The following is a 13,843-nucleotide window of genomic DNA, read 5'->3' as shown; positions in this document are numbered from 1 at the left end:
CAAATAAAAAAACATCCCAAAATTGAGGCAAAAATTCTCTCTATTTCTTTTCTCTCTGTGTTCTCTGTGTCTCTGTGGTAGCCTACAGCAAGCCACTCTGCGTCTACGTTTATTTAAATAATTTATTTATTGGAAGTCCCTTATTTTTCAAACCGACAATAACCGTACTGCTTCCCCAAAAGGAAACTCCGCCAAAGTTAAACCACCAGGAGTTACCACCCACAACACAGGTAATTCCGGTACTTTATCGGGGAAAATACCATAACCATCTGTTAAATAAATACAAACACCTTGAGTTTGCCCATCCCAACTTTCTGCGACTTTCTCAAAAAACGGTACAAATGATGTGCCACCACCACCTTGAGGTTTTGGCAGGGTCAAATCGAGATTGAGTTTGTATGGCCCGTAAGCTTCTGCATCAACGTAATAAAGCTCACATTTTAAATGAGGATAAGCACTCAAAATTCCCTGCACCTCGCTTAAAAACATCCACATTTGTTCATTATCAATAGAACCGCTAGTATCTACAGCTACATATACCTCGACATTTTCTGCTTGGAGAGTTTCCAAATACAGTCTCCGCCCAATAAAGCGGCGGTCAAATCCTGCAAAGTCAGTAGGAGTCTGTACTAAATAACGCCAAAGGTAACTACGCCAATTAATTTGAGCAGTGGTTAACGCTCCCAATTCTCGTTCTATCCCTGCTGGTAGTAAACCTTGATTAACTGTCCGAGCAATAACAGCAGCTTGTTGCAAAGCATTGCGCCAGTGTGCTTCTAATGCTGCTTTTCTGGCTTCTGACAGACTATCGCTGTTTGTGGAAGAAGTTTCAGCAGTCGGAGGGGCAAAGTCGTTAGGGTGTGCTGTCTTTCCTGCCTGATTTTTGGTGTCATTGTTAGTTACATCTGAAAAGGATGAGGCATCAAAAGGGGCTTGATTGAGTAAATCAGGATGCAGTAATTTTACGGTATCATTAGTATTTTTTAACAGCAACTCATAAATTTCTTCTACACTCAAATGCTCCAGTTTAGCTTCTCGCAGTCTTCCCGGAGGCAGTTCAAATACACCCTGTTGGCTAATAATGCCATTGACTACAATATCTGCGGCAATATTCCACAATTCGGCTTCGCGCACACCCCGACGCGGCACATGCAGCAGTGCAGCGTGTAAAACTTCGTGCAGTAGCAGTCCATCCTGTTGAGTGGTGGGTAAAGAAAGCAAATACTCTGGATTAAAAAATATATCTTTGCCGTCAGTGGCAGCAGTTGGTAGTTGCTGCGAAGGAACGAAGCGAGCAAACAATGCCAGGGTAGCGAAAAATGGCGACTTCATCCGCAAACGCAGCACTGAAGCACTGATAATCTGGGAGCTTTTTTCATAATTCATAATTCGTAATTCGTAATTCGTAATTCGTAATTCGTAATTAAGCCGGAATTGTTGAAGGTGAGTTATCTCTTCGACTTAGCTTATAAACCCATTAGCTGTTGAAAATCTTTCATAAACTGCTGCAATTTTGGGTCTTTCTGGACTAATTGCGCCAAAACGCCCAGATGTCCTTTACTCCGCATGACTCGAAATAAATCTACTGCAAATAACTGCACCCATTCGGCTGTTGCAACTTGACTGAGCCAAATAAAAGCGTTGTAGGCTTGGTTTGCGTCAGCAGCCCGCACTGTTAAACCAATTGCTGTGGCATACTTAGTACTTGGTTCTTCAGGCCAGGGAATGCGATCGCCTTTACCTGCCAAAATAGGTGTCAGATTCGGTAGTGTTTTGTAAAGTTGAATAAAAGCCTGAAACTCAGTCGCAGTAGCCACCCCCACCGCCGGAGTAATATCTAATTCTGCGTGGTGTAGCGCACTTGCCATTTCCCAAGAACGAGGCGAAGGCCAAGCGGGTTGCTGGGGATCGATTTTATGCAACAATGTAGGACGAAAGGAAAGAAAGGCTATTATTTGCTCGTGTACGCCTGTTTCTAAGGCATAAGCTTTAAAGCTGTTAAAATCAGCTTGTGCCTCCAGATGTAAAAACCTATTTGCTAAAGGTGCGGGCATATCAAATACAGCTGCACGGTCTTCTTTTCGGTTGCCAGCAGCCCAGACAAACCAACCTGATGGTACAACATAAGAGCCGATTTTTCGATCTAAAATCAACTGTTGAGCGACTCCCTGCATTGCTGGCGGTGCCATATTTAATTCATCTAAAAACAGGATGCCTTTACCGTTACGAGGCAGGAATTCTGGCGGATACCACTTGGAGATACCATCTTCGGCAACGGGTAAACCGCGCAAATCGGTAGGCGCAAGTTGACTAAGGCGGACATCCACAAAGTCGATATCATACTCTTGAGCTATCTGTCCAACGATGCTGGATTTGCCAATGCCAGGAGGCCCCCAAATCATCGTACTAATTTGCAAGTTTTTACGGATAAGGTTGTTTAAATATGCTTTGAGATCGGCAGGTGTCATGTATTTTTTATTTTCGCTAAACGCTCAGTAGATGGAACCTAGACTTCTGTTGAGAAGTCAAGAATACGGGTATTATATTTGAACATTTATAGGTTCTACCTGAAAACTATATTTTCAAAATGGGGTTTTCCGATCGGGAAATTGGCGCCATCTCACTTACTTTTGACTTGGCCTCATACCGATTTTTGGTGCGTTGGCGTAGTCCGTCGTAGACATCGCAGACAGCTAAATATGGTTGAAATACCCAAATTTTGTCTAGTATTTATGTATTAAAGAAAGCCCTATAACTTTTAGTTATGGAAAAGAAATAAAGTGTAATCTTTATTTGAGAGCAAAGCCCATTAACAATTACCTCAGCAAACAAGATGACTGAAGCAACAGCAATTCGTCCTAATACCTACGTCGAGGAAACTGGGCCAATGATTCATTACCTGGTGGCTATGCCTCAACCAGAAACCCATCTGTTTGAGGTGACTTTACACCTTGTCGATTATCCCTCACCGATTCTTGATTTAAAATTGCCCGTTTGGACACCAGGTTCCTATTTAGTCCGGGAATACGCCAAGAATTTACAGAATTTTGAGGCTTTTGCAGAGGATAAGCCTTTACCTTGGCGTAAGCTTGGTAAAAATCACTGGCAGATAGACAAAATAAATGTTTCAGAATTAACTGTACGTTACCGCATTTTTGCCAATGAGCTATCGGTACGAACCAATCACTTAGATACCACTCACGGTTATTTTAACGGTGCGGCACTATTTTTTAGAATACCTAGCTGGGATAAGCAACCCATTCGCGTCACTATCGTACCACCACAGCCAAAATGGCAGGTAACTACTGCCTTACCACCCGTTGCCGAGGAAACAAATACTTTCTTGGCTAGCGATTTTGATACTTTGGTGGATACTCCTTTTGAGATTGGTTCCCACCAATTGTATAAATTTGAGGTATTAGGAAAACCTCATGAATTGGCAATCTGGGGACAGGGAAATTTCCAAGCCCAGCAGATGATTGCTGATATCCAAAAAATTATTCAAGTAGAAGCGCAGATGTTCGGCGGTTTGCCATATAAACGATATGTGTTTCTGCTACATTTATTTAGCCAAGCTTTTGGCGGTTTGGAGCATAAAGACTCTTGCTCCTTAATTTACCAGCGTTTTGGATTTCGCGCTCAAGAAAAATACGATCGCTTTCTGCAATTAGTTGCACACGAATTTTTTCACTTGTGGAATGTCAAGCGAATTCGCCCAAAAGCATTAGAGGTTTTTGATTACGACCAAGAAAATTACACACCATCATTATGGTTTTGTGAAGGTACTACTAGTTACTATGACTTGTTAATTCCTTTGCGGGCGGGAATTTTTGATGTTCAGTCGTATTTAAATAACTTGGGTAAGGAAATTACCAGATATGAAATGACACCGGGGCGGAAGGTACAACCCGTTTCCGAGTCGAGTTTTGATGCCTGGATAAAACTTTATCGCCCGGATGCCAATAGCGGTAATTCCCAAATTTCTTACTATTTAAAAGGAGAAATGGTATCGTTGCTGCTGGATTTGCTGATTCGCTCTACTCACAACAATCAGCGCTCCCTTGATGATGTGATGCTAAAAATGTGGCAGCAATTTGGGCAAGATGAAATTGGTTATACTCCAGAACAGTTGCAGGAAGTTATCGAATCTGTTGCCGGAATCGATTTGGCTGATTTCTTTAAACGCTACATTGATAGTACTGATGATTTGCCTTTCAATCAGTATTTAGAACCCTTTGGCTTGCAGTTGGTAGCCGAACAGCAGGAAGAACCTTACCTGGGTGTGAGAATAAATACAGAGAATGGGCGGGAGATCGTTAAGTTTGTGGAGACTGGTTCACCTGCACAAGTAGGGGGAATCGATGCAGGTGATGAGTTGTTAGCAATTGATGGGATTAAGATAACAGCAGGTAGCTTAAGCGATCGCCTGAAAGATTACCAACCAAACGATACCATCAAAGTCGCAGTTTTCCACCAAGACGAACTGCGTACTTATTCCATCACCCTGGCGTTACCACATCCAACTCGATATCAAGTAAAGCCTGTTGACCATCCTAACTCCACACAGCAGCAAAACTTTGCTGGGTGGCTTGGGGCTGCGATCGCTACTGTTTAAAAGGGGCATGGGGCATTGGGGATTGGGTATGGGGAAAGGGAAAGGGGTAAGGGGAAAAGGGGAAAGATTAAATTTATTCCTTTTCCCTTTAACCTTTAACCTTTTCCCCTGCTCCCTGCCCCCTGCCCCCTGCTCCCTGCCCCCCTACCCCTCTGCTCCCCAATCCTAAGCCGTTCTCACCGCTCCAGAGTAAATCAAACCCCGTTGCAGATCCAGCGTTATAATCGCCCCATCTCGAATTACCTGCGTTGCCTGCTTCACACCAACAATGACTGGTACGCCGAGACGCAAGCCAATTACTGCTGCGTGACTTGTGAGAGTTTCATCTTCGGTAATAATTCCGGCAGCTTTCCGAATTGCCTCAACAAAATCGGCACTAGTGCGGGGTGCAACTAAAATATCTCCGGGATTAAAGTTACTCACATCCATACCAGTATTGGCCACCCGTGCGCGACCACTCACTGAACCTTGTCCCAGCCCAATTCCGTGACCGAGTACTGCTGTTACCACCTCTACCTTAATCAAATCTGTAGAGCCAGAAATCCCCTGGAGTGTGCCAGCGGTCATCACTACTAAATCTCCTTGGGACAGTAACTGAAGTTCCTGAGCCACGTTAATCGCAGCCTGAAATGTCTGACCAGTGGAAGGTAATCCTAGCACCAACAACGGTTTGACTCCCCACACCATTTGTAGCTGCCGCGCCACATTTACATGGGGTGTCACTGCCAAAATCGGTGTTTGGGGACGGAACTTAGAGACATTGCGAGCTGTTGCCCCGGTTTGGGTTAGGGTCATAATTGCCGCTGCCCCTAGTTGTTCGGCAATTTGACCAACAGCTTGACTAATCGCATTGGGAATGGAGCGCCGGGAATCTCTTAAAGAACGTAAGTTTAAGTGTTGGGCTTGTTCCTGCTCCATACGTTCGGCAATTCGTGCCATCGTCGCCACTGCTTCTACAGGGAAGCTACCCACAGCGGTTTCATTGGAGAGCATTACCGCGTCCGTGCCGTCTAAAATCGCGTTTGCCACATCCGAAACTTCAGCGCGAGTGGGACGGGGATTGCTCACCATGCTATCTAACATTTGAGTAGCGGTGATGATCGGAATCCCCAAGCGATTTGCTGTCGCAATTAGCCGTTTTTGGAGTACGGGAACATCTTCTGCTGGCAATTCCACCCCTAAGTCGCCTCTGGCAACCATCACGCCATCACACAAAGCCAGAACCGCTTCCATTTGTTCAATGGCTTCATGCTTTTCAATTTTGGCAACCACTGGCACTAGCTTGCCTGTACTAGAAATTAGTTCTTTAATTTCGATCATGTCCTGGGGATTGCGGACAAAGGAAAGTGCCACCCAATCGACACCCTGATCTAGACCAAACATTAGATCCTCTCGATCTTTTTCGGTCATTGCCTTAATTGACAGGTAAACGCCGGGAAAATTTACGCCTTTGTTGTTAGAAAGTTTACCAGGTACGGTGACGCGACAATGCAAATCACCTTTGTCCCGGTTTATTTCTTCCACCAGCATTTCTACTCGTCCATCATCGAGGAGAATTTTTGCCCCAACTGGGACTTCTTCGGCTAAATAATCGTAGGTGACGCAACTAATTTCTTGCGTTCCGACAACTGGACGATTTGTCAAGGTGAAGCGATCGCCTTTTGCTAAAACTATAGACCCATTGTCAAACTTCCCCAAGCGAATTTTTGGGCCCTGCAAGTCTTGGAGAATAGCCACTGGCTGATTTAATTCAAAAGCGGTTTGCCGAATTAAGCGAATACTACGCTGATGGTCGGCATGAGTTCCGTGGGAGAAGTTTAGCCGTAGCGTCGTGGCTCCCGCTTCAATAATCGCCTTGAGCATTTCAGGACTGCTAGTGGCGGGGCCAATAGTAGCGACAATTTTTGTCCGGCGCAGAGAATCTCGTAATTGCATAGGGGCTGAAGTTAGGGAGCTATCTGGGAAGTCATCGTAACTTAAGTGGCATCTCCTTTTCAGTCACTGCTATATCAATCAGATATAAGCAGTTAGATGAGGGTTTATGGGAGAGTGGGGGCTGTGGGATAGACTAGATATAGTACATCAATCTTGTATCCATCCTCCCAACGAAGGAGTTGATGGAATCAACTTCTTGCCGATTGTCATACCCACTTATCAGTAAAGACTAGGCTTCGTCTGGAATCATAGCGTTATTCATCTGCTGATATGCAAAGCTGTGGATAAATCTTGCTATACAAAAATTTGCAAAACTTTATTATTCAATAATATTTATCGTATATTCGTAATGTCTGCTCAAAAAGGAGTCAATATTAGAGATGATCGCATCGGAGGCACAAAAGCCACTGACAATCCCACCCAAGGAATTTTTAGCGCCTCCTGGTGATTTCAATCCGACGCTGCTGCTGTTTTGTGTTGCTGTGGCTATGCTGGTGTTATCCAACTTTGGTTACTGGCTCTGGGAATGGCCGCACTGGCTATGCTTTTGCGTTAACACGATCGCATTACATTGTGCTGGAACCGTAATTCATGATGCTTGTCACCAATCTGCCCATCGCAATCGGGTGATAAATGCGATGTTAGGACATGGCAGTGCGTTGATGCTAGCTTTTGCTTTTCCTGTATTTACGCGGGTGCATTTACAGCATCATGGTCATGTCAATCATCCCAAAGACGATCCAGATCATTATGTCTCTACAGGTGGGCCGTTGTGGTTGATTGCAGTGCGCTTTTTGTACCACGAGGTGTTTTTCTTTCAACGGCGATTGTGGCGTAAATATGAACTATTAGAATGGTTCATTAGCCGCTTAATTGTCGGTGCGATTGTTTATATTTCAGTACAGTACCACTTTTTGGGTTACATTCTCAATTTTTGGTTTATACCGGCTTTTGTGGTCGGCATAGCACTAGGATTATTTTTTGACTATTTACCCCATCGTCCTTTTGCGGAGCGCGATCGCTGGAAAAATGCTCGCGTTTATCCTAACCCAATTCTCAATATCTTGATTATGGGACAGAATTACCACTTAATTCATCATTTGTGGCCTTCTATTCCTTGGTATAATTATCAACCTGCATACTATGTAATGAAACCGCTTTTAGATGAAAAAGGATGTTATCAAACTTCAGGATTGTTGCAGAAAAAAGACTTTTTTGAGTTTGTTTATGACATTTTTTTAGGAATTAGATTTCATCATCAAAAAGAATAGAGTTGTTCTATGAAGCTCAGTCAAAAATCTGCTATTTCAACAACCACACCTGGAGCGATCGTAGCTAGAATACTACGAACACTGGGTATCAAAGGAAGTAAATCAGGCAGGCGATTACTAAACGCGATGAGAACAACAGCAACTCCAGCCTGTTGCAAGTTTTGCTGATACCGTAAGTTTTTGTCTGTTGTAAGGAGAATTGTGAAATTCTCCTTCGCCATTAGTTGCAATAGCTCACCATTCTTTTTGCCTGACCATCCCATCTCCACAACCGTGCGTACCTCATAATCAGTGAGTTCGCGTTTTAAGGTCGTGGAACACATTCATCAAGCAGAATTCGCATAAGCGGTCAGCATTTCCTTTGCTAATTCGAGAGCGGCGATCGCTTGCTCGCGGCTGACACTGGGAAAGTGCTCTAAAAACTCATCAAGTGAGTCACCCGCTTCCAGATAATCGACTAAGGTTTTTAGCGGCACACGAGTATCAACAAAAACAGGGGTTCCCCCCAATATATCAGGGTCGCTATGAACAACACGCGATGTGGATGTCATATAGTTAGTATGCGTGCGACAAATTACCTTCCGATCCTAGCTCTGATTCTCTCGTAAATCTCATCATATATTCCATTGTCACTTCTTACGACTTTATTCTTGAAGCCTTATTTAGCGCAGCCTCATAAAAATTAGTATTACAATTAAATATAAAGGATGGCAATGTATTATCAAATAAATATGCCATCAAATCTGCTCGTGCGTGCTTGTCAACATTCTCTAGTACTTCCTAATATTATTTATTTTTGTCCCAACAATTGATTGCTCTTTATCTTTTATGAGAAATTTAGAGCTATTAATTCTAATAACCTCATACATTTCTGCCACAAACATTGAACCTAAAGTAGCTACCATATCTGCAATAGAAATCTTAAAAACTAATGGAATTTTAAAATTAAAAAATGATTTGGGCATAGTTTTAACATTTAAATACAACTTTTTTTGACTAACGTACCATACTCCAGTAAATTTATTACCTGTTAGAAGTTCTTTAGGTTTAGATAAAAGTAATGTTTGAATCCTGGTTTGTTCATAAGTCATATCATCTTTAAATTCAATAGTTATTTTTTCCGAACCAGTATTAAAACGCCATTTCCCCAAAAGTAAAATCTCTATTTCTAAATCGGAATGCTTACTAATATTCATATATTATCTATCCACAGAATAATTATTTAATTTTTTTCTTAACTTAGGTGAACAGTTGCATGTATCAAAAATGCTTTGATTTCTTACTATCCAAAGATATGGATAGATTTTGTCTAAAAAATTTTTGAATATCATGAATGCAAACTCCTACATTATTAAGATACTCTCACTTAGCAAAGTGCATATGCATAAACTTTCGTAACGAGCGTCTGTTCATCCTCACGCCACAACTGAACTTTTGCATCCGGGTAGGTGACTTAGAGTGCTTCTACTTGTAAGCATCCCCTAATCCTTCCACGCCTGATTCGTTATTAATGCGTATATCGATGTTCTGCTGTAGCTTGTTATTTCCCCTACTTCTCTGTGTGCCAATAACCAGATAATAGACCTCTTGCAAAAATATATTTTTGCACTCTTAGGGAAAAGGGTAAAGGTAAAAGGGAAGAAGGAACAGGACTCTTGTGTTATCCCTTTCCCCCACCCCTTATCCCCTTCTTGGTACCCCACCCTCCCCTTATCCCCTTCTTGAGACCCCACCTTCCCCTTTACCCCAAACCCTTGCGAAGCGTTTTTACTTCAAGCCCATAACTTTAGTTATGGGCTTCCCTTTCCCCTTTAACCTTTTCCCTGCCCGAAGGGCGTTGACGCCAATGGCTTTTCGGCCCACCCCACAAAATTGGATAAGGCTACCAATTACCTACAGGTTGAGCAGTTGGAGAAAACATTGAGGGATCGATTGAAATGCCCAATCCTTCAGCTACACGACGACCATAAGAAATATCTGCCCGGAAGAAGTGGCAAAGTTGGCGCATTTGGATGTCTTCCCTTGCTTGAGAGAGACTACCGACAATATTTTTAGCCAGACGCTCTTGCTGTTCAGGAGTTAGTAACCGATACAAATTACCTGCTTGGGTGTAATCGTCGTTTCCTTCACGATGACTGTAACGATCGACTGTGACATCGCCCAAATGACTAGGTGGTTCTGCATAAGCTGGATTTTCTTTGGGCGTACCCTCAGCACTATTCGGTTCATAGTTAGGAACGCTACCGTGGTTGTTTCCCGATGCCATAAAGCCATCTCGCTGATAATGCATCACTGGACATTTGGGCTGGTTGACAGGTAGTTGCTGATAGTTACCACCCAAGCGATACCGTTGAGCATCTGGGTAAGAAAAGATCCGAGCTTGCAGCATTTTGTCTGGAGAGAAACTAACGCCCCCGACCACTGCACTAGGGCTAAAAGCAGCTTGCTCGACTTCGGCGAAATAATTCTCTGGGTTACGATTTAGCTCTAATATCCCGACTTCGATTAAAGGATAATCTGAGTGTTTCCAAACTTTGGTCAAGTCAAAAGGATTATCAGGATGTTTTGCTGCTTGCTCTTCGGTCATCACCTGAATACACATCCGCCACTTAGGATAATCACCTTGAGCGATCGCTTCAAACAGATCGTGAGTCGCATGATCGGGATCTTCACCCTTAATCTTAGCTGATTCTTCCTCCGTCAAGGTTTGATGCCCTTGCAGAGTCTTAAAGTGAAATTTACACCAAACGCGATCGCCATCAGCGTTAATCAAACTGAAGGTATGACTACCAAAGCCGTCCATGTGTCGATAGGTTTTGGGTATTCCCCGGTCTGAAAACAGAATCGTCACTTGGTGAAGCGATTCTGGACTGAGTGACCAAAAATCCCATCTTGCATTATGGTCTTTGCAATTAGTTTGGGGATTGCGCTTTTGGGTGTGGATAAAATCAGGAAATTTCAGGGGGTCGCGGATGAAGAAAATTGGGGTATTGTTACCTGTGATATCCCAGTTGCCCTCTTCAGTGTAAAACTTGATCGCAAAGCCTCTAGGGTCGCGCTCGGCATCTGCTGAACCTTTTTCTCCTCCGACTGTAGAAAAGCGCAAGAGAACTTCCGTTTTCTTGCCAATTTCAGAAAAAAGTTTGGCTTTACTGTAGCGGCTGATGTCATTGGTGACAGTAAAAGTACCGAAAGCAGCCGCACCTTTAGCGTGGACAACTCTTTCAGGAATACGTTCTCTGTTGAAATGAGCCAGCTTTTCTAAGAGGTGGAAATCCTGGATTAATACAGGGCCGCGCGCTCCAGCCGTGAGTGAGTTCTGGTTATCAGCAACAGGAATACCGTCAGCAGTTGTCAAGTTTTGGGGTTCAGTCATGGTTCAAGAAGCTCTCCATGTAAGTTACTTAGATTGCCCACAGTACATTTTACTCAGTAGATTGACGGATGCCTACTGATAGAACAACTAATTCATAGTCATAACGAGTTTATATATAAAACATACTCGATATGATTATGAATTATAAGGAATTTTTTTGTATCTTTGGGAGTAATATTTAGGCTTCCATTCCGAACGAGGACGGGTGAGCATCCTCGTTTGGCTTATGAAAAATTTTTCAACAAGTGGTTAAGCGTCAGGTGGTTTTGGGCTTTATAAATACAAGCTGTTGAAAAATAGTTAAATGAATTCACAAAGCATACTAGCTCTTGCAAAACAAGGTGACGCAAACGCAATCGCGGCGCTGATAAATAACTCTTTAAAAGAAAAACGTATTGTTGCTAAAGTCGCCAAAAAAGACGACTGCTTACAAATCATCTTGGAATCGTCACAAGTCCCGAACCAAGAATTGCTAGTCAGTACTATCCGCAAAGGCTTAATGTCGTTAGCTCCTGAATCTGTTAATCACATCAAGATATATGCGCGTCAATCAGAAGCTAGTCCAGTACTCTGGAGCGAAAGATTTAGCTTAACTAATACAGAAACCCCAACGATACCTGACTTTAGTCCACCAATGAGTGCAGAAGCATCTCAGGATCTCAAAAAAGAGGCTCGAAAGACAGAAAAAGAAATTAGTTTGGTAGTTTGGGGCTTCTTAATTTTCTTGTTTGGCGGATGCACAATTATAGGAGCTTTGTCTAGCAACTCAACCAGTAGCTCTGGTAATTGCTACGAGCAAGCAGGACAGGACATACTCAAACGAGAAAGTAATAAAGCGTTAAACCGTTCTGATGTTGAACGGTATTACGGCGAAATGAGAGGTCGCTGTGGATGAAGGAAATTTGTTATTTTGTTAAACATCCTGAAAAATTTTTCAGGATGTTTGTCGCTATCTTTGAAACGGCAACTGAAGACATCTCACAGGGCAGCTGTGCCTTGAAAAGGCGTACTGATTAATGAGACAGCAGCACACCGTTTTCGATCCTCTGGCTTGGGTGGGTGCGATCGCGTGCGAGTCGTGATTTACTTTAGCACTACCATAGAAATCCGATTTGATTTTTGAATTCAGCCGTTATGGCGCAATCACCCTGACCAGAATTTCTCCACTTGCTACTACTGATTTAAATGTTTGAGAATCAACGAGCAAACATCTGTCGCTTCAATTTGATGTTCATTAACTAGGTGAGTTTGATGGGTGATAAATAGAGGCCCATTCGCAACAGAACTGGTAATATTACCGTGAGAACCACGCACCAGGGAAGCATCCAGAGGGATCACATCCATTAAGTAGCGAAAACCCAGTTGTTTTTTAAGTAACTTGAGAGCAATTTTTCCTTGAGGAAATTTTATTTGCGGATCGAGGAAAAGTTCTACAGGATCGTAACCAGGCTTGCGGTGGATATCTACAGTTCTAGCAAAATCAGGGGCTTTAGCATCATCGAGCCAATAATAATAGGTAAACCAAGCGTCAGACCCAGCGATCGCCACCAACTCTCCCGATCTCGGATGATCGAGATGGTAGGCTTGTTTTCCCTCTTCATCCAATACCTGCGCTACGCCTTCAGTCGCTTCTAAAAGCGATCGCACTTTCGGGATATACGCCGGCTCGTTGACATATACATGAGCAATTTGGTGATCGGCAACGGCAAAGGCAATGCTAGCACCAAAATCGAGTAGTTCTCGCCCTAATTCCTCGCGCACAGCAATTAAACCATTTTCCCGTAGTACCCGGTTCAAATCCACAGCTTTAGAAACTGGGGTAATACCATACTCAGAAAGAATAATTACCTGAGTATTACGTGCTTGAAAATATTCAATTAAATCGCCACAAACAGCATCAATTTCTCGCAAATCTGCTTGAATCTGTGTTTGATTGTTACCAAACTTTTGCAGACAGTAATCTAAATGTGGTAGATAAACTAGTGATAATGTCGGGCTGTAACGTTCCTCAATCCATTTTGCGGAATTGGCAATCCATTGACTAGAACTAATGGTAGTTTTTGGCCCCCAGAAATCGAACAAAGGGAAATTTCCTAAATCAGATTGAATTTGCGATCGCACATCACTAGGATGGGTATAAATATCAGGTAATTTTCTCCCATCTGCGGGATACATCGGGCGCGGCGTAATCGCATAATCTACTGAAGAATACATGTTGTACCACCAAAAAAGGTTGGCACAAGTGAAATTTGGATCGATTGATTTAGCTATTTCCCAAACTTTGGGAGCTTGCACTAGTTTATTAGATTGCCGCCAAAACTTCACTTCACATTCATCGCGAAAATACCAGCCATTAGCGACAATACCATGTTCATTAGGCAATTTTCCTGTTAAATAAGTAGCCTGAACCGAACAAGTTACAGCAGGTAGCACTTTTCCAATAGACGCTACCTGCCCCTTAGCAGCCCAAGAAGATAAAAACGGCGTATTTTCTCCTAGTAAGCTAGGCGTTAATCCCACTACATTTAGAACAACCGTTTTTTGCATAAACTTAATCCTCTCTTATAAGAACTTTAAAAAATAACTAGAGATGCGCTATAGTGCATCTCTACAGATTTCAATCAAAAAACCCAGTTAAAATCCTAA

General features: G+C 42.9%; 11 protein-coding genes. 3 read left to right on the top strand and 8 right to left on the bottom strand.

Annotation, left to right across the window (positions count from 1 at the left end):
- Window positions 1–147: 147 nt before the first annotated feature.
- Window positions 148–1,386 (bottom strand): vWA domain-containing protein, encoded by a 1,239-nt coding sequence (locus ACR5KR_RS05965; RefSeq protein ID WP_448265816.1) that lies wholly within the window; start codon window positions 1,384–1,386, stop codon window positions 148–150.
- An 80-nt stretch (window positions 1,387–1,466) separates the two neighbouring features.
- Window positions 1,467–2,468 carry an ATP-binding protein gene (locus ACR5KR_RS05960; RefSeq protein ID WP_448265815.1) on the bottom strand — a complete coding sequence of 334 codons (1,002 nt, stop codon included), beginning with the start codon at window positions 2,466–2,468 and terminating at the stop codon, window positions 1,467–1,469.
- A gap of 365 nt (window positions 2,469–2,833) precedes the next feature.
- Between ACR5KR_RS05960 and ACR5KR_RS05955 the strand changes: the two genes are divergently transcribed.
- Window positions 2,834–4,615 carry a M61 family metallopeptidase gene (locus ACR5KR_RS05955; RefSeq protein ID WP_448265814.1) on the top strand — a complete coding sequence of 594 codons (1,782 nt, stop codon included), beginning with the start codon at window positions 2,834–2,836 and terminating at the stop codon, window positions 4,613–4,615.
- A 165-nt stretch (window positions 4,616–4,780) separates the two neighbouring features.
- On the opposite strand, the gene pyk is transcribed toward ACR5KR_RS05955, so the two are convergent.
- Window positions 4,781–6,550: a pyruvate kinase gene (pyk, locus tag ACR5KR_RS05950; RefSeq protein ID WP_445627350.1), complete on the bottom strand. Its 1,770-nt coding sequence runs from the start codon at window positions 6,548–6,550 to the stop codon at window positions 4,781–4,783.
- 380 nt (window positions 6,551–6,930) lie between these two features.
- Between pyk and crtR the strand changes: the two genes are divergently transcribed.
- Entirely contained in the window at window positions 6,931–7,821 is an 891-nt protein-coding gene (gene crtR, locus ACR5KR_RS05945) for a beta-carotene hydroxylase (protein ID WP_448265813.1), read from the top strand.
- Between the two features lie 20 nt (window positions 7,822–7,841).
- On the opposite strand, the gene ACR5KR_RS05940 is transcribed toward crtR, so the two are convergent.
- The 4 genes from ACR5KR_RS05940 to ACR5KR_RS05925 form a co-directional block, all read right to left on the bottom strand.
- Window positions 7,842–8,144, bottom strand: a complete 303-nt coding sequence (locus ACR5KR_RS05940; RefSeq protein WP_448265812.1) for a hypothetical protein — start codon at window positions 8,142–8,144, stop codon at window positions 7,842–7,844.
- A 3-nt stretch (window positions 8,145–8,147) separates the two neighbouring features.
- Complete coding sequence (locus ACR5KR_RS05935) at window positions 8,148–8,372, bottom strand: DUF433 domain-containing protein (protein WP_445627353.1); 225 nt, start codon at window positions 8,370–8,372, stop codon at window positions 8,148–8,150.
- A gap of 219 nt (window positions 8,373–8,591) precedes the next feature.
- On the bottom strand, window positions 8,592–9,017 hold the full coding sequence (locus tag ACR5KR_RS05930) for a hypothetical protein (RefSeq protein ID WP_448265811.1): 426 nt from the start codon (window positions 9,015–9,017) through the stop codon (window positions 8,592–8,594).
- A gap of 686 nt (window positions 9,018–9,703) precedes the next feature.
- Window positions 9,704–11,197 carry a catalase gene (locus ACR5KR_RS05925; RefSeq protein WP_445627355.1) on the bottom strand — a complete coding sequence of 498 codons (1,494 nt, stop codon included), beginning with the start codon at window positions 11,195–11,197 and terminating at the stop codon, window positions 9,704–9,706.
- Window positions 11,198–11,501: 304 nt separating this feature from the next.
- Here ACR5KR_RS05925 and ACR5KR_RS05920 point away from each other — a divergent pair, with 304 nt between their 5' ends.
- A complete protein-coding gene (locus ACR5KR_RS05920; protein WP_448265810.1) occupies window positions 11,502–12,092 on the top strand; it encodes a hypothetical protein in 591 nt (196 codons plus the stop codon).
- A gap of 278 nt (window positions 12,093–12,370) precedes the next feature.
- Here ACR5KR_RS05920 and ACR5KR_RS05915 read toward each other — a convergent pair whose 3' ends face one another.
- Complete coding sequence (locus ACR5KR_RS05915) at window positions 12,371–13,744, bottom strand: alkaline phosphatase family protein (RefSeq protein ID WP_448265809.1); 1,374 nt, start codon at window positions 13,742–13,744, stop codon at window positions 12,371–12,373.
- Window positions 13,745–13,843 lie beyond the last annotated feature (99 nt).

Source organism: Nostoc sp. DSM 114159 (assembly GCF_053470285.1).
This window is presented reverse-complemented; position numbering and strand designations above follow the sequence as displayed.